The organism is Endozoicomonas sp. GU-1 (assembly GCF_027366395.1).
In the GTDB taxonomy this organism is placed as follows: domain Bacteria; phylum Pseudomonadota; class Gammaproteobacteria; order Pseudomonadales; family Endozoicomonadaceae; genus Endozoicomonas.
In genome coordinates this window covers 1,343,092-1,362,760 of the sequence record NZ_CP114771.1, presented here as the reverse complement: position 1 = coordinate 1,362,760, position 19,669 = coordinate 1,343,092, and the positions used below count along the sequence as shown (strand labels likewise).

Annotated in this window: 21 protein-coding genes; 5 read left to right on the top strand and 16 right to left on the bottom strand. The window is 47.2% G+C overall.

What is annotated here, in order from left to right:
- The first annotated feature begins 124 nt into the window (after window positions 1–124).
- Window positions 125–1,966, top strand: coding sequence for a type I restriction enzyme subunit R domain-containing protein (locus O3276_RS05575; protein ID WP_269674751.1), 1,842 nt, complete (start codon window positions 125–127; stop codon window positions 1,964–1,966).
- 194 nt (window positions 1,967–2,160) lie between these two features.
- Here O3276_RS05575 and O3276_RS05570 read toward each other — a convergent pair whose 3' ends face one another.
- Both O3276_RS05570 and O3276_RS05565 read right to left on the bottom strand, forming a co-directional pair.
- The gene (locus O3276_RS05570; RefSeq protein ID WP_269674750.1) at window positions 2,161–2,877 is read right to left on the bottom strand and encodes a hypothetical protein; all 717 of its coding nucleotides are present in this window, start codon (window positions 2,875–2,877) and stop codon (window positions 2,161–2,163) included.
- A complete protein-coding gene (locus O3276_RS05565; protein ID WP_269674749.1) occupies window positions 2,864–3,871 on the bottom strand; it encodes a HipA domain-containing protein in 1,008 nt (335 codons plus the stop codon). The genes O3276_RS05570 and O3276_RS05565 overlap by 14 nt, the downstream gene beginning before the upstream one ends.
- 247 nt (window positions 3,872–4,118) lie before the next feature.
- Here O3276_RS05565 and O3276_RS05560 point away from each other — a divergent pair, with 247 nt between their 5' ends.
- From O3276_RS05560 to O3276_RS25650, 3 genes are all read left to right on the top strand, one after another.
- Entirely contained in the window at window positions 4,119–4,502 is a 384-nt protein-coding gene (locus O3276_RS05560; RefSeq protein ID WP_269674748.1) for a recombinase family protein, read from the top strand.
- Window positions 4,503–4,616: 114 nt separating this feature from the next.
- On the top strand, window positions 4,617–6,020 hold the full coding sequence (locus O3276_RS05555; protein ID WP_269673235.1) for a hypothetical protein: 1,404 nt from the start codon (window positions 4,617–4,619) through the stop codon (window positions 6,018–6,020).
- A 130-nt stretch (window positions 6,021–6,150) separates the two neighbouring features.
- Window positions 6,151–6,345: a helix-turn-helix domain-containing protein gene (locus O3276_RS25650; RefSeq protein ID WP_442876563.1), complete on the top strand. Its 195-nt coding sequence runs from the start codon at window positions 6,151–6,153 to the stop codon at window positions 6,343–6,345.
- A 76-nt stretch (window positions 6,346–6,421) separates the two neighbouring features.
- Here O3276_RS25650 and O3276_RS05550 read toward each other — a convergent pair whose 3' ends face one another.
- The 3 genes from O3276_RS05550 to O3276_RS05540 form a co-directional block, all read right to left on the bottom strand.
- Window positions 6,422–7,018: a hypothetical protein gene (locus O3276_RS05550; RefSeq protein ID WP_269674747.1), complete on the bottom strand. Its 597-nt coding sequence runs from the start codon at window positions 7,016–7,018 to the stop codon at window positions 6,422–6,424.
- Between the two features lie 535 nt (window positions 7,019–7,553).
- Complete coding sequence (locus tag O3276_RS05545; protein WP_269674746.1) at window positions 7,554–8,405, bottom strand: IS4 family transposase; 852 nt, start codon at window positions 8,403–8,405, stop codon at window positions 7,554–7,556.
- A complete protein-coding gene (locus O3276_RS05540; RefSeq protein ID WP_269674745.1) occupies window positions 8,402–8,932 on the bottom strand; it encodes a hypothetical protein in 531 nt (176 codons plus the stop codon). The genes O3276_RS05545 and O3276_RS05540 overlap by 4 nt, the downstream gene beginning before the upstream one ends.
- A gap of 119 nt (window positions 8,933–9,051) precedes the next feature.
- Here O3276_RS05540 and O3276_RS05535 point away from each other — a divergent pair.
- Window positions 9,052–10,493 (top strand): ISNCY family transposase gene (locus O3276_RS05535; protein ID WP_442876562.1). Its coding sequence is split into 2 segments (ribosomal slippage): window positions 9,052–9,487 and window positions 9,487–10,493, totalling 1,443 coding nucleotides; the frame shifts between segments, so codons are not numbered across the junction.
- 256 nt (window positions 10,494–10,749) lie between these two features.
- Here the strand turns inward: O3276_RS05535 and O3276_RS05530 are convergent.
- The 11 genes from O3276_RS05530 to O3276_RS05480 form a co-directional block, all read right to left on the bottom strand.
- Window positions 10,750–11,010: a hypothetical protein gene (locus tag O3276_RS05530; protein ID WP_269674744.1), complete on the bottom strand. Its 261-nt coding sequence runs from the start codon at window positions 11,008–11,010 to the stop codon at window positions 10,750–10,752.
- Complete coding sequence (locus O3276_RS05525) at window positions 11,007–12,608, bottom strand: AICE element replication initiation protein (RefSeq protein ID WP_269674743.1); 1,602 nt, start codon at window positions 12,606–12,608, stop codon at window positions 11,007–11,009. The genes O3276_RS05530 and O3276_RS05525 overlap by 4 nt, the downstream gene beginning before the upstream one ends.
- 3 nt (window positions 12,609–12,611) lie before the next feature.
- Window positions 12,612–13,346 (bottom strand): toprim domain-containing protein, encoded by a 735-nt coding sequence (locus O3276_RS05520; protein WP_269674742.1) that lies wholly within the window; start codon window positions 13,344–13,346, stop codon window positions 12,612–12,614.
- Complete coding sequence (locus O3276_RS05515; RefSeq protein WP_269674741.1) at window positions 13,328–13,510, bottom strand: hypothetical protein; 183 nt, start codon at window positions 13,508–13,510, stop codon at window positions 13,328–13,330. The genes O3276_RS05520 and O3276_RS05515 overlap by 19 nt, the downstream gene beginning before the upstream one ends.
- Before the next feature lie 457 nt (window positions 13,511–13,967).
- Window positions 13,968–14,414, bottom strand: a complete 447-nt coding sequence (locus O3276_RS05510) for a hypothetical protein (protein ID WP_269674740.1) — start codon at window positions 14,412–14,414, stop codon at window positions 13,968–13,970.
- A 140-nt stretch (window positions 14,415–14,554) separates the two neighbouring features.
- A complete protein-coding gene (locus tag O3276_RS05505) occupies window positions 14,555–15,124 on the bottom strand; it encodes a hypothetical protein (RefSeq protein ID WP_269674739.1) in 570 nt (189 codons plus the stop codon).
- A 114-nt stretch (window positions 15,125–15,238) separates the two neighbouring features.
- A complete protein-coding gene (locus O3276_RS05500) occupies window positions 15,239–16,015 on the bottom strand; it encodes an IS5 family transposase (protein ID WP_269671653.1) in 777 nt (258 codons plus the stop codon).
- Between the two features lie 64 nt (window positions 16,016–16,079).
- A complete protein-coding gene (locus tag O3276_RS05495; protein WP_269674738.1) occupies window positions 16,080–16,799 on the bottom strand; it encodes a hypothetical protein in 720 nt (239 codons plus the stop codon).
- Between the two features lie 71 nt (window positions 16,800–16,870).
- Window positions 16,871–18,655: a type I restriction-modification system endonuclease gene (gene hsdR / locus O3276_RS05490; RefSeq protein WP_269674737.1), complete on the bottom strand. Its 1,785-nt coding sequence runs from the start codon at window positions 18,653–18,655 to the stop codon at window positions 16,871–16,873.
- The gene (locus O3276_RS05485; RefSeq protein WP_269674736.1) at window positions 18,592–19,386 is read right to left on the bottom strand and encodes a hypothetical protein; all 795 of its coding nucleotides are present in this window, start codon (window positions 19,384–19,386) and stop codon (window positions 18,592–18,594) included. The genes hsdR and O3276_RS05485 overlap by 64 nt, the downstream gene beginning before the upstream one ends.
- Window positions 19,319–19,561 (bottom strand): hypothetical protein, encoded by a 243-nt coding sequence (locus O3276_RS05480; protein ID WP_269674735.1) that lies wholly within the window; start codon window positions 19,559–19,561, stop codon window positions 19,319–19,321. Before O3276_RS05480 ends, O3276_RS05485 begins: the two co-directional genes overlap by 68 nt.
- Window positions 19,562–19,669 lie beyond the last annotated feature (108 nt).

The window sequence follows — 19,669 nt, the reverse complement described above, 5'->3', positions numbered from 1 at the left end:
TATTTTTTCCCTTTTTGCGGGAATTGCTGGTACCAATCTGCAGAAACGTCGTTATGCCATTATTGCTGATGAGGCACACTCTTCCCAGACGGGCGATACTGCCAAGAAGCTGAAAGAGGTGCTGATGGTGGATGGTGAAGCAAAGGAAGCGGAGCCTTCAGCTAATAAAGGGCTGTCGGCAGAAGACAAGTTGAATGCATCTGTTGCCGCACGACGGAAGAGCGGCAATCTCAGTTATTTTGCTTTTACAGCTACGCCAAAGGCAAAGACGCTGGAAACCTTTGGTCGGCTGGCTAATCCGGATGAACCACCTTCAAAGAAGAACCTGCCCCAGGCATTCCATGTGTACTCCATGCGACAGGCCATTGAAGAAGGCTTTATCCTGGATGTGCTGAAGAACTACACCAATTACAAAGTCGCCTACAAGCTGGCCCAGAAGATTGCCGCTACCGATGACGAAGTGGACAGCAAGCGTGCCAAGGTGAAGGTGGGGCGCTGGGTACGCCTCCATGAGCACAATATCAGCCAGAAGGTAAAGGTGATCGTCCAGCACTTTCAGGAACATGTGATGGGACTGCTGGGTGGTCAGGCCAAGGCGATGGTGGTGACCAGCTCCCGCAAGGAAGCGGTACGCTATAAGCTGGCCTTTGAGAAGTACCTGTCTGAACACAAGAGTTCCATTGCCGTGATGGTAGCTTTTTCCGGTGAGGTGCAGTTCGACCAGAATGATCCGGACAGTGCCGCCATTCTTGATGAGAAATTTACGGAAAAAAATATGAACCCCGGCCTCAAAGGACGGGATATGCGTAAGGCGTTCGATACCGACGATTACCAGATTATGCTGGTGGCCAATAAGTTCCAGACCGGCTTTGACCAGCCCAAGCTCTGCGCCATGTATGTGGATAAACCGTTGGGTGGTGTGGAGTGTGTGCAGACCCTTTCCCGGCTTAATCGTACCTATCCCGGCAAGGCGGAGAGCGGCACCTTTGTGCTGGACTTTGTTAATGAGCCGGACGATATTCTGGCCGCCTTCCAGCCTTACTACCAGACAGCAGAGCTGGCGGATGTGTCTGACCCGGACAAAATCTTTGAGCTGCATGAAAAGCTGCGGGCCAGTGGCATTTTTACCTGGAATGAAGTGGAGCGGTTCTGCGAAGCTTTCCTGACCCGAAAGAAAAGCAATGCTGCTGTCAGTAATATCTGCAAGCCTGCGGTGGAACGGTGGCAGCAGCGTTACAGCTCTGCGGTGGCGGCTTATGAGCAGGCCAGGGATATGCTGGACCGGATGAAAAAGTCCGGCGATGCGGTGCTGATCGCCAACGGTGAAAACAGCCTGAAGGAGTGCAAGCAGGAAAAAGACCGGCTGGAGATTTTCAAGAAAGACCTGGGCAGCTATACCCGTTACTACGAGTTTATGTCCCAGATTGTCGATTATGATGATATTGAACTGGAACAGCTCAGCCTGTTTGCCCGTTACCTGCGGCCGCTGCTGCGTGAACAGGTTCTGGCAGAAGACGACATTGATCTGGATAACGTGGTGATGAGCCACTATCGTCTATCTAAAATCCGCCAGCAGGACATTCAGCTTAAGGAAGACAGTCCCGAGTACAAACTGGAACCGGGCAGCGATATGGGTACTGCCAAACCCAAGGATAAGAAAGAGGAGTTTCTGTCGCAGATTCTGGCCCGATTGAATGAGCTGTTTATTACCGACAACCTGTCGGATGCGGACCTGATCAATTATGCCTATACCGTTCGGGACAAGCTGGCGGAAAACGACACGGTGATGAAACAGATTGCCAATAACACCGCTGAACAGGCCTTGCTGGGGGATTTCCCGAAGGCCATTGATGATGCGGTGATGGACAGCAACGAAGCTCACCAGGAGATGATGTTGCAGTACCTGTCCAACCCGGAGCTGGCCAGAGGGTTTGCGCGGGTGGTGTTTGATATGTTGAAGGGGTGATATGCTCCTTCAGTTTTCCTTTTGATGAGTTTCAACAACTCAACCTTGTTATACCGAGAACAATCATTTTTGTAGGAGCTATCCCGAAAATACCTGATTATCCCTACAGGGTGCCAGACGAAGAGGCTGCGGTTGTTCCTTTTTGGTAGTGGGGAGAGACCTAAGCAGCATGATTGGCTGCTCAGGTATTTTTCTCAATGGGTGACGGGCACAACCCGCGTATAGATATAAAGCAGTGGCCGAGCAGGAGTTCCATTTTTACGGGTCACTTCTCCGGTTAGGCGGTGGCCTGCCTGCAAATGCCGGTGGAACAGATCGAGTCGTCCGCGGTCTACATAGCCGAGTTTCTGGCCATTCAGTTCTATCCGGATAGCCCTGTCATCAAAGGTGTTTGATGGCTCAGGTATAAAGCTGACGTTGGCCTCCAGGGGGATATCGTCAACGGCTACCTCAGACTCATGTCGAAAACCGGCCACTTCAACGATAAACTCGAATGCCCCGTCAGTATTGTCAAACGGATGGATCAGCTCGAAGCCATCATCAGGTAGCCGGGCTCCTGAATACCCCAGTAAGGCAAAGTCACTGATTTGAACCTCCGGTTTTAAGCCTCTAAGCTCCAGGTAACGGGAGAAATCACTACGGGTTCGAGGCGGCAGTCGACGGATAAAGGCATCAAGCACCTGGTTATCATACTGACTGACTCCCTCCTGAACCTGAAAGGCAGGGTAGCCGGTAAAACCGTTTGCTACTGCCTGCTGAAAATCTTTACTGTCGGAAAAATACCGGAGAGTCACCTTTTCACCCTTGCGTACCAGTTCGCCCACCACAAAGCGAGACCGGTTTTTGCTTGCCAGTGCCTGCCATGAGAGAAGAATTCGATCAGGTTCGACCAAGTGTTCAATATGCCTCATTTCCAATCATCTCCAGTGCTTCTAACAGCAACCGCTTTCTGTAACAGGTTAGCTTGTGTATAAACGCTGCCCTTTCTGCTGTCAGCGGGGATTGTATATGAAAGGTGGTCAGTTCACTAAGTATCTTAAGCAAAGCATCGTCTTCCCATTGCAGCCTGTCAATCAAGAGTGGCACTACCTCAGGGTATTTTCGGCAGTATCGGCTGACACCTTCAATCAGCGGCAACCTTCCTTCATCATCCTTATGCCACTTCATTTGATGTCGCCCCCGGTTGATATAAGCGAGCAGCATATTATTATCACGCACGCATTGATTGAACTTTTTCGGGAAGAGCTCATGGCCAAGACTGGTGCCATTATCAAAGAAGGGTGAAAGCCGGGCAGTGCCTTCGTTGCCATTCCAGATGACTTTCCAGTTTTCCTGGTGTCGGTCGGTGTTGCCGATCAGCGCATCAAAGCAGAGGCATAGCCCCCAGTATTCTTTCCAGCTATGGGTCAGTTGCTTGCTGATAGTCATTGCCCTGGAAAAGGTAATGATCGACGTTAGGTTATGCTGCCTGCCTTTATCACGATCGTAGCCCGTAATCATTTTCTGCATATACTCACCACCCGGTGTCGATCGTTCTTCTATACCAGGGGAGTAACCGATAAACCACTCACATAGGCTGCCTGGTTCACCAGTTGCGGAATTTACTGAGACGAAAACTGGTGGAGCCTGAAGTTGCATTAATCGGCCAATCTGGAAGGCGATTACTTCACACCAGTATTGATCTGGATGCCGGGGCTTACTTGGGTCTTTTGCACTCTTGATAGCTTCCTTAAACAGGTAACGGTGGCCGGGAATGCAAAAATCGTAGGGCGTGTTATCAGGGCAGACCCGTAGCGTTTTGACCCGGGCACCTTCGGGATAGACCTCATACTCTTCATGGACAGGCCAGTGGGCTATATCAACTACCTGGTCATTGGGTTGGATAATGTTATCTCGGTCAATCACTGCAGGTTCCGGCTAATGGATAAGGGCTGAACCAGTTTACTGGGTGCAGGCTGAAAAATCTTGGGGGGTTTACTGCTGTTGGCCTTTTTGAGTGTAAAAATGAGTACAATTTATGGACACGGTTTTCAGGCCCGATAAGTCACTGATCTGACGTGTCCAGTAAAGTTGTTTCTGATCAATTGGGCATAGTGTAAATCAGAGTCTGGTTTTTCCTTTACTCAAACAAGATGTTAAAGGAAGCAGTAGCGTGAAAGGCCAGAATGTCGGATACATCCGGGTCAGCAGTATTGACCAGAACACCTCCCGCCAGCTTGATGGTATTGAGCTGGATACCACCTTTGAAGAACATTGCAGCGGTAGAGACATCAATCGGCCTCAATTAAAAGCCTGTCTTCCGCATTTGCGACAAGGTGACAGATTACATGTCCACTCTATAGATCGTCTTGCTCGCAGTCTGAAAGGTCTTCAGTCGCTGGTAGAAGACCTTACCGAACATGGCATCAGCATCCAGTTCCACAAAGAAAACCTGGTTTTTACCGGCGACAGCAACCCGATGCATAAGCTGATGTTTCAGATGATGGGCGCTTTTGCCGAGTTCGAGCGAAGTATGATCCGGGAGCGACAGCAGTAATTCCCACAACGACTGAAAGCCCGCTGTTCCCAAGGTCTGGAAGCTTACAGGACAATTTCAGCTACGCAGTCTAAAATAGATGATGCTTTTGGCAAAATAGCAACACAGTATCCTATGCCTACCTCTCATAATCATTCGGTTACTACTGACCTCATTGATCTTGTCTTTGAACAAGTTCAAGAGATTCCCGATCCTCGCTCACAAAAAGGGCGCTCATCAAATTTTTCCATTTCCGATTTGTTTATGTATGCCCTTGCTGTTTTTCATAACAAAAATCCATCGTTACTGGCCTGCGATGACAAACGTGAACAGCCCACTATCAAGGAAAACGCCAAGAGTTTATATCATGTTCAAAATATACCCTGTGATACCTATCTGAGATCAATAATTGATCACGTTAAGACAAAGCATATTCGACCACTGTTTCTCGCCCTTTTTGCTTATTGTCAGCGTCGTGGGAAATTGAAACATTTTCAATATTTTAAAGAGGGCTACCTGGCTCCCATTGATGGCACACAAACTTTTACGTCAAAGAGTATCAATTGTAAAAACTGTTGCACAAAAAACGCCGACAATCCTAAAAAAACAACTGTTTTCTATCATCAGTTATCCGCGATCTGTCTTGTAAAGCCAGGATTGAAAACAGTTCTGCCGTTAATGCCAGAACCTATTACTCAACAAAAAGATGCTTCCAAAAATGACTGTGAAGTGCGTGCCCTTGAACGCATTCTGGAAGATCTCTCCAGGGAACACTACCACCTGAAATTGGTACTGGGTTTAGATGGTCTCTATTCCAAGGGGCCAACCCTTAAACTCATCCGGTCTTATGGTCACAATTTTATCACTGTTGCCAAGGACAGTGATCATGAGGCTTTGCTGGAAGCCGTTGATGATCTGGACCGGGAAGGCAAAGTCCGTCGGTTCACTTATACCGACAAACGGGGTCACCGGCATTCGTTTCGCTACGTAAACGATGTTCCACTCAATAAGTCACATCCTGATTTTATGGTCAATTATGTCGACTATGTGGAAACGGATTCGGATGGAAAAATAAAGTACTGCAATAGCTGGGTAACCAGCCTGCCCATTCACAACCATATGTGTTGCATGAAAATCATGCGAGGAGGACGCGCACGGTGGTTAATTGAAAATGAAACGTTCAATACACTGAAGAATTTGGGTTACAGTCTTGAGCATAACTATGGTCATGGTGAAGAGAATCTGGCAAGCAACTTTGCCTGTCTGATGTTTCTTGCCTTTCTGATTGATCAAATTGTTGAGCTTTCCTGCCCATTATTTAATGAAGCGCTGAAGGCTAACAAGCGGAAAAAGATTTTTTGGGAAAAGCAGAGGAATTTTTTTGAGATTTTTGTGGTTAGTTCCTGGGTGTTATTCATGAAGGGGCTGATCTTGCAGGGTACACCTGAACCAAAACCGAAAGGCAAGCGAGTGAAACCAAGTGAACAGCCAAAACGGAAAATGATCAGCATCCGGAGTTTATTCCCTGATACGGCATAGTTACCAAATAATAACCCATTTTCTTCAGTGAATTTAAGTTAACCTATGGATCAGATTTTGTGCTGAGTTTTTTGTTTGTGTCCAAAAAAGTAATGAGACAATTAAGGGAAAATCTTTATTTTTTCCCTTTTTGCGGGAATTGCTGGAGCGACAGCGGGAGGGAATTGCTGCGGCCAGGAAGCAGGGCAAACGGATTGGGGCAAAACCCAGGCTCACATCTGAACAGGTAAAAGAGCTGTTTCGGCGTGTGGCTGACGGTGAACAGAAAAAGGCACTGGCTCAGGAGTTCCGCATTAGCAGACAAACACTCTATAACCTTTTGTGAAGAACCCTAAACCTGAATCTACATTTACTCTACCAGTTCAGAACTACCAGAGGGACAATGTTGTGATTCTCTGAGCCTAAAGACACCACATCCCCATTCGAGCAACAGCAGGCAGGGCTAATCTTCTGTGCTTTTTAAGGTACTTTTGGTAAGTGCTCTTATGCATCCTTTTAGGCTTATGAGGTGGACTAGTGGCAAAATCACTGCCAGCATTGCCAAGCTTGTCTTTGATTGCCTGGCAAGACTTAAGTGATCGATCAAAATGCCCAAGCGTCTGGCTATGATAAAGCGGCCCATACCAGCGCCGATGGGCAAAGCCATTCCTCCCCATCAACAGCTTGCCAGCACGAATTTCCAACATAGGGCAATAGAAGTAGGGTCTGCGGGTTTTGCCTTTCAGGGTACTGACCCATTCAAATCCGATGACCTGCTCCCTGGTCTCAATTTTTCCGGCATCATTCCAGACAGGGTACTCAACATGCAGACACTGCTCCCAGCCCCAGAACCGGGTTTTGCATTTCATCCTGATGGCGAACGACTTGCCAAACCGGATAACTGTTTTTCTTCCAGGCTCCAGTATTCCATTCCGGTAAAGCCAGCAAATGTCCAGAGTATAGAAATCCTCAACATTTTTTTCGCAGCTGGCCTTTTTGCCACTGTTGTAACCTCCCATGGTCACCTCCCTGTAGAACCTAAATTCCTACGCAAAATCTCATTAAACAGCTCACCAAATAATAACAGAAGGGCTTAACGCCACAGCACCAGATGTAACCACTACCATCAACAATCCATTTAACATCCTCCTATAGCAGGCGTTAAGGTATCGCAGTACAGCTTGGCGGGTTGGGGTAGACTGCCAGTAGTTCTACAGCAAATGCCCCCTAAACAGTCAGTTGCCCTTGCTGGGTGGCTCTGACTATAGACGGTAAGTTTACCGGGAATTAAGGCAGAACCTCCTTTTCTTGCCTTCCCGTCAAACTGTTTGTAATGACCTGAAGTGAGCCGACCATTTTTATAGTTGATCAAACATCAGCGTTTATTTCTTTGGCGGATCAGCAGTCATAGGCTCCAGTGAATCAACGTTGTATTGTCGAAACCGTCGTCTGACGTCCAGTATTACCTGCTCAATAGGTTCTTTGGAAGGAGTGATCATAGTCATTGGGATGCCGTCAAGAACCAGTCTATAAGCCAATGGCACTGACTTAAGCTCACTTCCCTTGGTATTTCTTGAGTCTGCGTGCCTGCGACCTGGAATGCTGGAGCCTTTTATGCGGTTTTGGCCGTTTCTTAACGGCCCTTGGCTCCGACCGACCGGGTCGATTTCCAACAATATGCTGTCCTATGATGTCCAACATATTAATGATTTTCTGTTCCAGCCAGTCACCCGATGCTCCCAGCAACGTCTGAAGGAATGACACCAGCGTTTCCTGAGCCGTTTTAAAACTCAATTCCCGTGGAGTCTTGTCAATGTGCTTTGCTGTTTTCCCCATCAGTGCCCGTATCAGGTTGTATACCAGAAAGTTGATGCTTATTTCTTTTCTCACCATTTCCGGACTTTTACAACGCAGCATATCCATTTTCATGGTCGTTTTGATGACATCAAAATCAATCTCGACGTGCCAGCGTTTCAGATACAGCGCAATGATCTCTGTCCGGGGATACTCCTCAGCATCCAATAAAGTGGTGATGATGGTGCGACGTTTGTTCTTGACAGCACGGATTACCAGCTCTGCAGGCATCTGATCATAAAGCTCCTGACTCATCCACTCAGGTCGGACTGGTCTTGTTAATTTGAATAATCCATCCTTGCTACCCAGCTTTTGATCGCATTTCCGGAAATCAATATGGCGGGCACCATTTTTCTCGAAAACCACGTCAGCCTTGGCTTGTAACAGCAAAGCCAACAGAAAGTAGTTCTCAAAATTCGCATCACCTAACAGGATGCCGCCATCCTGCAGATGGGAGAACAATTTCCTGAGCAAAGCTTGTTCTCCGGTTTCTTTCCCTTCGTAGGCAGCCACAGCAAAATCAAGCAATGCGCCACTGCCAAGACATATCAAAACAAGAATTCTGAGAATCGGGAAACCAAGCCCTTTTTTTGAGTGCCAGGTTGAGGATATTCTTTCTGATTTTTCTCGGTGTCAGGCATCAACAATGTTGAACCATCAGTAAGCAGTACACGACGTTGATGCCATAGCCATGATTCTGGTGAGGCGTGATCAAGGCTATTGCCAGATATGCGCAGCAAACCTCTTACGGATGCTTCACTCAACCGTTGCCTCGCTTTGCAATATGCGCTGGTGTCAGTGTTGGGCACTTTCTTCTTGTTGCCCCTGACGACCTGGTCTCTCGCTTCATCAATGAGGGCGTGGCGACATGACTTGGTGTCACTGGCCACCTGTCGCATGAACAAGGTTAATGTTTTGATGGGTGGAAAGTCCCTTACCCTGTAGCCGGGGTAACAATTCTGAAAAGAGTTAAGGTCATCAGAGGTAAGGATTGATGAAAATTCATCACTTTCAGTCTGTGCAAATTGGTGAAGGCATTCATCTGCGAGGGACAGAAACTCTTGGCTACACTTGTTCATGGTTTGCTCGGAAGGGAAATATTTAGTGCTTGTCCGAAAACCCATCAGCCCTTGAAAACAGCAGTCTGTGACCTAACTTAATCATTGAAGATTTCCACTGACAGGCTGTTTTCTCACTCATGCGCCAAACCATCAAGCCACAAATGCAGTTAGGCGAGGTCGATATCTCTGCCATCACCTTCAACCCCAAATCCAGGGACGACATACCCCGCCTCTTGCGGGCTTTTCAGCATATCTGGGTCACCCCAGAGCTGAGAGAGCAGGTTTTTCAAGCCCTTGAGCGAATGATACCCGCCAGCCGTGACAATGGCCGCCCAGGTATGGATCTCTGGAAAATACTGATTTTTGGCACCCTGCGTCTGACCATCAACTGCGACTACGACCGCCTTCAGGAGCTGGCCAATGAACACGGTACGTTGCGGCAAATGCTCGGACACGGACCATACTGTACCCACTCTTATCACATCCAGACTTTGCAGGATAATATCGCCCTGTTCACCCCGGAAATACTGGACGAGATCAACCAGATTGTGGTCAATGCCGGTCACCAGCTGGTAAAAAAAAAGAAGAGCGGATATGCGCCCGCGCTGACTCGTTTGTCGTAAAAACCAATGCCCACTTTCCAACGGATATTAACCTGCTCCGGGATGCCGTTCGCAAGATGATCGAGTGGGCAGCCTGCCTGTCGTCAGAGCAGCAGGAAAGCCTGTGGCGACAGAGCAACTACTTGCAGGATCAGCACAAAAAGCGTTTTCACAAAGCCCGTAACCTGAAACGTTCAACGTCGTCTAATGAGTCGCTTCGTGAAGCACGACAGCATGATATCGAAATCGTCCATGCTGAGTATGTAGCCTACAGCCAGAAGCTTATCCGCAAGGCTGAAATAACCTTGAATCTCTTGAAGACACGGATACCCGGAGACTTGCGACTGAAAGAGCTGGAGCACTGGATAAAAGATGCAGACTACCAGTGCCAACTGATTATCCGTCGTGTACTGAACCACGAAACCATTCCGCACAGTGAGAAGGTTTTTTCGTTATTCGAACGCCATACGGAATGGATCAGTAAAGGAAAAGCTGGCGTTCCTGTAGAACTCGGCCTCAGGGTGTGCGTGATTCAAGATCAGTTTGGTTTCACGCTTCACCATTTGGTCATGGAAAAACAGACTGATGACCAGGTGACTGTAGCCATTGCTAAAGGCGCAAAACAGCGGTTTCCTGAAGTATCGCAGGTCAGTTATGACCGGGGATTCTGGTCAAAAGAGAACCTTGAAAAGCTGGAAACATTTCTTGACCGAGCCGTCTTACCCAAAAAGGGGCGATGGTCTGAACAAGACCGGAAGCGTGAACGACACCCTGATTTTGTCAGGGCAATGAAGAAGCATTCCGCGGTAGAGTCCGACATTAATGCACTTGAGCAGCACGGGCTGGACCGATGTCCGGACTCAGGGATTGACGGTTATCGTCGGTATGTTGGCCTGGCGGTTTTAGGAACCAATCTGCACCGCTTGGGCTCTATACTGCAAAAGCAATCCAGTCAGGCTGTCAAAAAAGCAGCCTGAACGGGAGAAGCGTGCCAGAAAACAAACGATCATCGTTGGGTGAAGATTACGGACACCCGAAAAACGGGAAAATGATTAAGTTTTGATCAAAAAAGGAGGCGACTGGTATGAGCGACCTGTTTTGTTTTCAAAAAAATTTTGTAAGTGCCTGTTGAGTCGGATTATTCATGGGTTTTCTGACAGGCACTATTTAGGTTTGTGACTTTTTATAGTCGCTTCTTTCCGAGTAAGCCTTGAATTATCAAGGGCTGAGGCCTTAAGTCAGTGCCATTGGTCTATAAGCGGTCATCTTGGGAGGATTGGCAACTGATGCATTATTGTCAGTTACATCATGCAATGCTTCCCGCTGATTATTGCTTAAATAAGAAATCAACCCTGCTTTATGTATGCGGATGGCTTCCACAATACGAGTTGTCATTTTTGACCTTGGGCCGACCAGCTTTAGCTGGTCAGACCCCAAAACACATAGGTTCAAACCAGACTGCCTTAATTCGTTATTAAACTGTGCAATGTTCATATGACCATCTCCGTGAGGTCGTCATTGTCGCTTACAGCTGTTGATTCAAGTTCACGAGGTTCACTATGTTCACTGTCGGTAGAGATTTGTTGTGTATGATGTGTACTTAGTGAATCAGGTTGCGTTATCTGTTTTGTTACAGTGACTGGGATTCCACTATTTCCACGTTTATGAAAAGTGAAAGAAATACCTATCATTGCCAGAGCAGCGGATTGTCGTTTAATGGCATTACTAAACCCCTTCGGTGACTTAGGCCAGCCTTCAAAGTCATTGCCCTTATAGGACTCAACGGTATTGAATAGCTGCCCAACCGTACCGGTGAACACTATCGTATTAGTTGACTGGTTACAGAGTGCAATCAAAGCCATTGCTGCCGGGCAGCTATCCAGTGCATTAAGTGCCAGCTCTTTTTGGTTTTCAAAAAACAGATCGTTAAATACGCCAGGGGTTCCCATTACCCTCCCGACAGCTTCACCCAGAATGCCGAAATCTGCTAAACGTGGAAGCTGTTCAAGCTGAATCTCAGACAATATGTCAAGTGATTTAGCCAGGATTTCCAGCAAGGCTCCAAACAGTTCTGGGTATGCTTTCTTAAAGTCAGCTTTTATACCTTTATCATTTTGACGCTGGTCTCGGGGGATCAGAGGTAACGTAATACTGACGGTTCTATCTGCCATATCCTGCCTGGTGGCAAGTGGCGTAATACCATTTACGATTTGTGGGCGCTTTACTTCAAAAGTTACTTCATTGCCATCAGAGTACAGCTCGCGTTTGGCGTAGCCAGTGCCTGTACTGATTTGGCACATGGCATCTTGATAACGTTCAGGCAAGTGGCTAACGTTTTCACTGGTTAGCACCCAGTTAGCCGCAGCAGTAACATACAAATCATCGATTGACTTGGGCAGTGCCCGGAGCAGGGCTTTATTGGGGTCAATTAAAGATCGGATAATGGATGATGTATGACTTTTTCCGGTTCCGTGCGAGCCAAGTATTTCCAGAATTGGCTTTTGTGTTTCAGGCCGAAGTGCTTCGACCATCCAGGCCAGAACCAGTAAGCGGTCTTTTTCTGGGACGTTCACAAAGGACCAGAGGTTATTGATGTCACCACCCGTCGTGGGTACCGGCAGTGAACGCATGGCATCTGTACGAATAAACTTGACTGGACTTATATCCAGCACTATCCATCCAGTAGCATCGACCTTTATGACTTGCCATTGATCATTACTTAAATCGACATAAATAGCCCCTTCATGATGAGCTACTCTGGTGTATACAGGCTGTGTTGTACCGGCATATCTGGCGGTAGACGCCAGAGCTTCCAGTGCATCTTTCAGGTGCTCCTGCTTAGCTGTCTTTTTGGTTGCCTGGTAATACCAGAAACCGAGGGTTAACTTGAATGTTTTGCTGTAGATGGCATAAGTTTGCTGTTCACCACTGTTACCGTGAAAAGAGGCAAAAGGCTTTCCATCGAGATCAGTAAATAGCTCACAGCTTGCAGTGGCGAGTTCGACTATTTGCTCAGAAATGGTTGCGCTGCGTCCAGCAGAGGTGTCCGTCAACTGTTCTTTAAGTAGTTTTGTTTGTGCCGAGTTATCCATTCATTAAGTCCTTTCAAGAAGCGCTAGATCATTGAAGTCGGTACCTGCTTGGCCTTTGGGAAATACTGGATACACAAGGCTTGCCCCCGTCGAATTAGCGGCTTCTCTTCCTTTTGATATACCAGGGTTTCCAGGAGTAAATCGATCATTGTCAGCAGCAATGATGATATGCAGGTTTGGGTATTGTTTTCTGATAGCAATGGCAACAGGTTTCAGATTGTCGGCAAAGAATGCCACGGCGACAGGCAGACCGGTTTCCTGATGAATTGTTGCTCCAGTTGCATACCCTTCGCAGATATATAAGATGTCAGCAATTACTCCGATGAGATGAAAGCATCCTGAAACGCGTCCTCCCCGTTGAAACCATTTAGAGCCGTTTGGGCTAATGAATTGTAGACTCGTGATATTGCCATCAATATCACGTATCGGAACAACAATAAGCTGATTTGACCGCCCTAGACCGTAACCATTGACCTCTTTCCGGACCATATAGGGCATGTGCTGAACATCATGTGGTAATTGCAGAAAAAATGCAGTGGACTCATCTGCTACACATTGCTGTTCCTGGTGGCGCTTTTCCTTTTGCTGTTGTCTGACAGATTCCAGCAGATATTGATATTCACCTTGCTCTGCTTCTGTCAGTTGATTTTTTTGTACAGCGTACCAATTGAATTTTTCATTAGTCTTCCAGCTCCCATAGACTGCGGCAGGAATGGGGGCTAAAAAAGAACGTACCACCCATTGAGGGTACCTTTCTTATCTCCCTTGACATGGAATCGATGTATTTCACCATCGTAAATAGGCATGCCCTTAAGAGGGTAGCCATTGCTTTCCATGGCATGAGATGACTGCTGGGCAATCTCACATGGCATGAATGCATTGGTTGTAACTTTTCGAGTCATTTCATAATCCATTGCAAGTAATTTTTTCACGGCCGATTACTTAAGCGACGTGCGTCTTTGTTCTAAGATCAATGAATTCCAAAATATCCCCGTAGCGGTATCGTACCCAGCGGCCTACTTTTACGAATTTTAGTGGGTATCTTCCTGTTGATCGCCAGACTGACAAGGTGCCAGTGGTTACGTGGAGGATTTGAGCTGTTTGTGTTGGAAGTAGCAGATCATCTAGGTGGAATGATTTGATTTCATTCTCCGATTGGTTGGCTACAGCTTTACTAGGGTAAGTGGTAGGTAGATCAGCATCCATGTTGTTCTCCAATAAGCAGGGTGGTCTTTGGTTTAACTTGCTTAATGGATATGACGTTAAAGGGTATTTTTATTCTGAGGAAGGTCACTTCTAGGCGTCTGCATAATTTGGATGCAAACGTCCTGCGTCTGCTTATGCAGACGCGATATCAGCTTATTGTGCGAGGCATGTTGGGCAATTTTTTATATGCGAATTTAGCCAGCCTGCAATTGTTCGTTTGTCGCGGGATGGTGATAAATAACCAATATCTTCCTTTTTTTTGCAAAAATCACGAAGTGGTTCTGCTAATACTTTCGCAGCTTCGGCAACTGATTGGTACGAGCTTTTATGGTACTGATCAACAATGAATTTCCTCATTGGCGCATATCTTTTGGCATCTCTTATGTTAGCTGCATTGCATGCTATTTCGCCCTTATCTGGTGATGGTACATGCTCAGGCCCGAAGGTTGTAAGTTGTGAAGCCACGTTTACCAAATATTGAAATGTCCCCTCTTTGTTTAGCTCAAGTCTTGTTCTTGATAAAAAATCCATAGCTCGTAAGCCGTGAGTTACTGCATCCACTAAAGCAGTGTGTTTTTCTCGGTCCGTTGCGGCAGCCACTCCCGACGATTACACGACAATATCTATAGCAGGTGCATAGACTGACTCATAATATTCACAAAAAAAGATAATCTTCAGCGACTTTAGCTGGAGAAAAACCTCTATTTCTAACCCTGAAAAACCCTGGCTATCTTCTGATGTTATGAAGTATCAAATTCTAGTTTCTGGGCTTTGGATCCATGGGCAATTGCTTTAAACAAAGCATCCCAACTATCAATCATCAAGGTAAGAAATAAGCTGGTTATTTTTTTCCATAGTCGTTTTCGTGTTGGCTTCGCTGGTTTATTTAATGCTTTTTGAAATCGTGGACAAGCCAATTCCTGGATTTGATCCACAAGAAAAGCCAGGAATGAAAGGTAGGCGAAATTCGTAGCCAGGTGAGATTCGCCATGACCATAGCTGTGCTCAAGTTGATAGCCTTGGTTTTTCAGGGTGTTAAATGTTTGGTTCTCAATATGCCATCTACAACGACCTCCTCTCATGACAGATTCAACTGTCTTTTTGGTTAATTCAATATCCGTTACCCAGCACCAAACATGCGAATTACCTGCTTTATCAATTTCAATATAATCCAGGACATTAACCTGCTCTGCATCATCCTGAAGATTCAGGGTCACATTGTTTGCATAGCGAAATCGATGAGTTGTATTTTTCTCTTTATCAACGATGGTATGGTGCTCAACTTCGCCCTGATCATAAAGCTCATTCATGACCTCAATAAGCGACTCATGGTTACCATCTTTTGCGACGATAATATAGTGCCAGCCATACTTCTTGATCAGAGCAATGGTGGGGTTATCAGCGTATAAGAGGCTGTTTTAAAACTACTTAAACCTTCGTAGCATTATGCGAATCATGCATATATAAACGAAGGCTTCTGAACTCCTTGGCAGCTGTTCATAGTCTTTAGATAAACGTCTGGATCCTTCAAACCAGCCAAAGGTTCTCTCCACAACCCAGCGCCTGGCTTGAACGACAAACTTTCCCCGTGGGCGTTTTGTGATTTCAAGTTCCCTTTTGGGTTTGAAGCGATAAAACCACTCTTCAAGGTAACCCCGGTAGCCACAATCAGCCCAGACTTTCCGGATGTTTTTAAAGTATTTCTTAAGGTGAGCCAGTATGAATTGACCTGCAAAACTATCACTAAATGCGGCTGCGTGTACCCATACCACCAGAATCAGGCCAAGAGTATCAACAGCTATATGACGTTTTCTGCCTTTTATTTTCTTCCCGCCATCATAGCCTCGATCCCCCCCTTTTACCGAGGTTTTCACGGATTGGGAGTCAATGCTTGCTGCTGTTGGTTGTGGCTCTTTGCCCGCCTGAATTCGCACCTGGTCACGAAGAGCATCATGCACCTTCTTCCATGTGCCATCTTGTTTCCAGATTCGAAAATAGGTGTAGACAGTACTCCATGGTGGAAAGTCAGAAGGCAGCATTCGCCACTGACAGCCTGTTTTAGTGAGATAGAATATGGCATTCAATATCAGACGATAACTCCAGTCGCGTGGTCGCCCATTTTTTGGAGTATCATAGCCAGGGTCAGGGAATAGAGGCTTGAGGATTGCCCACTCGTCATTGGTCAGGTCGGATGGATACATAATTATCCTCCTTAAACTAATCAGATACTGTAGTTATAGACGACGTTGAGTTTTTTATCCTGAGTTAATGGTCAGTAACTTTTACAACAGTCTCTAAGCCGTCAAGTAGAATGACCAGCTTTATTTGCGGATGGTCGTGTTTTACCTGGGCCAGAAAACGTCGGATAGCAGCTTTTTCACAATCATTTTTTTTCGTGCCATCTTGTTTGCAAATGGCTTCTGGTGCTAAAGGAAGCACAGTTTTCTGCTTTGGGTGGACAATACATCCACCCAAAATATTGTGATAATAAGCTTCATTCTTTTTACCTTCATTCATGATGCAACAGTCATCACAACGACAGGTTCCTGAATAAAAAAGACCGGTGCCATCAACAGGAAGGAGATAATGGTCTTTTAGCTTGCCGCATTTAAATTCGAAACCTTTCAGGGCGCCATTACGCTGAACAATATTGAGCAGTTTCTTGAAGGGTGTCTTATGCTCGGCAGGATCTAAAGGGTCAACAACTTCTCTCATTCTTGTATCAGAAGGTACAATGCCATCTTTAATATGATAAAGTTTTTCGAGATTATGGCAGCATACTTCGTCGAGTCTTTCCTCATCGAATGCTAACAGCGAATCACACTTTTGATGCATCATGGCAAAAGCAGATTTCGGAAAATTGGCAAATGGAATGATGCACTTATTGGGACGGTGATCAGGTATTTTTTCAAAGCATTCAGAAACGGTTTTTATAAGATAAGTAGCACTGAATTGCCTGACTTTTTTCTGTATGGCAGTACCCATAATTGATCCGACGAAGATGATTTAGTAAAGACCAATTTTAGTCGATAAATTGTGCGGGAGAGATTTTATCGTCACCTCTGTACGTCATGCGGCAGTAGGGCTTCAGGATTCATCGGGAATTGCTGCTGCTCAAGGGTGATATTGGGGTCTTTGACCAGCGGCTTCATGCTGTTGGCATTTTTATTCTCCCGATCAAAGGCGGCGAAGATATCTACGGGATCATAAATGCGGAATACTGTTTTACCGATCTCATCGCAGCGCCGGGTAGCGCGGCCAATCATCTGTTCAAACAGAATGCGGGACTTCACCCGGCGCATAAATACCAGGTTACAGATTTCTGGTACATCGATGCCGGTGGTCAGCAGGTCTACAGTGATGGCGATATTGGGGTAGCGTTCGTTTTTGAACTGTTTGATCAGCTCTAACGGATTGGTACTTTCGCCAGTGATTTTGGTCACTGCCGCTTCGTTGTAGGTGGTGCCCAGTTCTCTTGCAAAGGCCTCGTCAAGCAGCCGCTTAACCATATCGGCGTGTTTGTCGGTGGCGCAGAAGATCATGGTCTTCTCTTCACCGAGAGGGTCCAGCTCTGTTACCAGTTCATCGCAGATTACCCGGTTAAAGCTCTCGTTGATGACTCGCCGGTTAAAGGCTTCGATTTCGAAATTCAGCTCATCCTTCAGGTCTTCCTGTGCAACTTCACCCGTTTGGGTATTGATGACAGAGACCGTTTCTCCCTCATTAAAGCGGATACCTTCCTGAGCCAGTTTGGTGATGTAACGAATGGGCGGCTCGTAATCAATCAGCCAGTCGTCGGCGACCGCTTCCCGGTAGGAGTAGGTGTACACGGGCGGACCGAAAATATCCTTGGTATGGGCTGCCGGGGTGGCCGTCAGACCGATTTTGACCGCGTCAAAATAGTCCAGTACCCGGCGGTAACTGGAAAGATACTGGGCGGCATCTCTGGTGGTCATCTCTCCTTCGGTCATTTCCTGGTCGAGGGTATAACCCCGGTGTGCTTCATCAATAATGATGCAATCGTACTGGTCGATTGGCGGCGGATTATCGGAGGCAAAGATGCGCTGCACCATGGCCTGTACGGTGGCGGTCTGGACGCGGGTTTCGTCTTCAACCTGAATGTCCTTCATCTCCAGCACTTTGTAGATCTGGGTGAGCGACTGGTTCTGCTCCAGCCTGGCTTCCATAAAGGTATCGTTGGCCTGCTTGCCAAGGGCGGTTCTGTCTACCAGAAAGAGAATGCGCTTGAAACGCTCCGATTTGAGGAAACGGTACATAAGGCCAAGAACCGTGCGGGTTTTACCCGTGCCGGTGGCCATGGCCAGCATTGCGGTGCGAATCTCTTTGGACAAGGTATTTTCAACCGCTGCAATGGCCTTTTGCTGGTAATCCCGCAGGTTCAGGTAATGGTAGCTTTCACTTTGCAGCACTTTTTCTGCATCTTCACGGCTTCGATCCAGAAGATCCTTCAACCCTTTTGGCGTGTGGAACTGAGGCAGTGCACGCTTGATATTGCCTGGCATACGAACATCACGGAACCAGATGCCGGACTGTTCTTTTATCTGGGGAACGTAGGGGCGACCATTGCAGGAGTAGACGAATGGCACCATGTAGTGCCCGCCCATACCATCGGACCAGGGTTCACTTCGACCCGCGAGTTCAAAGGCTGCTTTCAGGGGCGGCTCGATCTGAAAACCACGACTGTAGCCTTCTGCCTGAGGAATTTTACCGGAGACATTGACGTTCTCACGTTTCGCTTCAACCACGGCAATGGGCGTTAAACCATGGAATAAAACGTAATCAGCCCAGCCTCTTTGCCACTCTCTTTGACCGTTGGCCATTCAGCGATGGCTTTGTATTTGTTTCGTTCAGGTCGTGCGCCTTTCTTCCAGGTGAGTTCCTGGGTATCAGTCGCCCAACCCGCTTCGGTGAGCATGTTGTCGATGAGGATTCGGGTCATCTCTTCATCAAGAGTGACCTGCTGACCAGCGGTGGTTGTCTGGTAGGCAATACTCTGCCGTTCGCTGGTTCGTTCCTTTTCTGTTAAGGCTTTGACCCTGGCATCCGCCTCGGCCAGTTTTGCTTCGTAGGATTTACGCAGATCTTCCAGAGCCTGGTCGTGTTGTTTGATCTGCTCCTGAAGTTGCCGGGCTTCCTGGTCCATCTCAAAGGCCAGTGCCTGGTATTCCGCCTTCTCTTTCTGCTCCAGCTCTTGGTATTGCTGGCTGGACTCCAGCTCAATATTTGCCGTGCTGAGATCGGCTTTCAGCTTTTCAATCTGTTCGTGCAGCTCACGCAGTTGCTTACTGGGATCGGGCGGCGGCAGGAAAGGGCCAGGATTAAAGTTGGCGTTTTTAGTCAGGGAGCGATGAAACCAGACTGTCAGCTCACGGGCTACCCGCAAGCCACTGATCGCTTCCCGGTGGCTGGTGTGGAACTGATGCGTGGCCTTGTTGCCTTCCTTGCGGAGAATATGAAACATCTCCCGTACTTTCAGGTCGAGGTTAAGCTCCCGGTTGAGGCGATAGAGCAGATCGTTCTGGCTCAGGGGCTCCTTCTGACTTGATGCCACAAAGCGAAGCAATATGCTGGGCCAGTGCTTCGCCCAGCTGGCGCAGTTTGATCAACGTGGTGTTGGGGTCGCTTGAGAAAGAGCGCTCGGCTGCCGCTGCCAGCTCCAGAAAAAGGGAGTCATGCTCTGCCAGAAACTGGAAGTTTGAAGGTTGGGCACTGGGTTTTGCTGCCATGTCGCGGTCTTCCTGATTGCTTGCAGCCCATTGAGGCCAAATGGTCTTTTGTCGCTACTGGTAGGGAAGGATGATTTGAACGTTTTATCTTACGACATTGGCACTGTA

Coding starts and splice junctions, on each gene's coding strand:
- O3276_RS05575 (WP_269674751.1), top strand. CDS start 125: ATGGTGGATGGTGAAGCAAAGGAAGCGGAGCCTTCAGCTAATAAAGGG.
- O3276_RS05570 (WP_269674750.1), bottom strand. CDS start 2,877: ATGAGGCATATTGAACACTTGGTCGAACCTGATCGAATTCTTCTCTCA.
- O3276_RS05555 (WP_269673235.1), top strand. CDS start 4,617: ATGCCTACCTCTCATAATCATTCGGTTACTACTGACCTCATTGATCTT.
- O3276_RS05550 (WP_269674747.1), bottom strand. CDS start 7,018: ATGGGAGGTTACAACAGTGGCAAAAAGGCCAGCTGCGAAAAAAATGTT.
- O3276_RS05540 (WP_269674745.1), bottom strand. CDS start 8,932: ATGAACAAGTGTAGCCAAGAGTTTCTGTCCCTCGCAGATGAATGCCTT.
- O3276_RS05530 (WP_269674744.1), bottom strand. CDS start 11,010: ATGAACATTGCACAGTTTAATAACGAATTAAGGCAGTCTGGTTTGAAC.
- O3276_RS05525 (WP_269674743.1), bottom strand. CDS start 12,608: ATGGATAACTCGGCACAAACAAAACTACTTAAAGAACAGTTGACGGAC.
- O3276_RS05515 (WP_269674741.1), bottom strand. CDS start 13,510: ATGACTCGAAAAGTTACAACCAATGCATTCATGCCATGTGAGATTGCC.
- O3276_RS05505 (WP_269674739.1), bottom strand. CDS start 15,124: ATGAATGAGCTTTATGATCAGGGCGAAGTTGAGCACCATACCATCGTT.
- O3276_RS05500 (WP_269671653.1), bottom strand. CDS start 16,015: ATGTATCCATCCGACCTGACCAATGACGAGTGGGCAATCCTCAAGCCT.
- O3276_RS05495 (WP_269674738.1), bottom strand. CDS start 16,799: ATGGGTACTGCCATACAGAAAAAAGTCAGGCAATTCAGTGCTACTTAT.
- hsdR (WP_269674737.1), bottom strand. CDS start 18,655: ATGGCCAACGGTCAAAGAGAGTGGCAAAGAGGCTGGGCTGATTACGTT.
- O3276_RS05480 (WP_269674735.1), bottom strand. CDS start 19,561: ATGGCAGCAAAACCCAGTGCCCAACCTTCAAACTTCCAGTTTCTGGCA.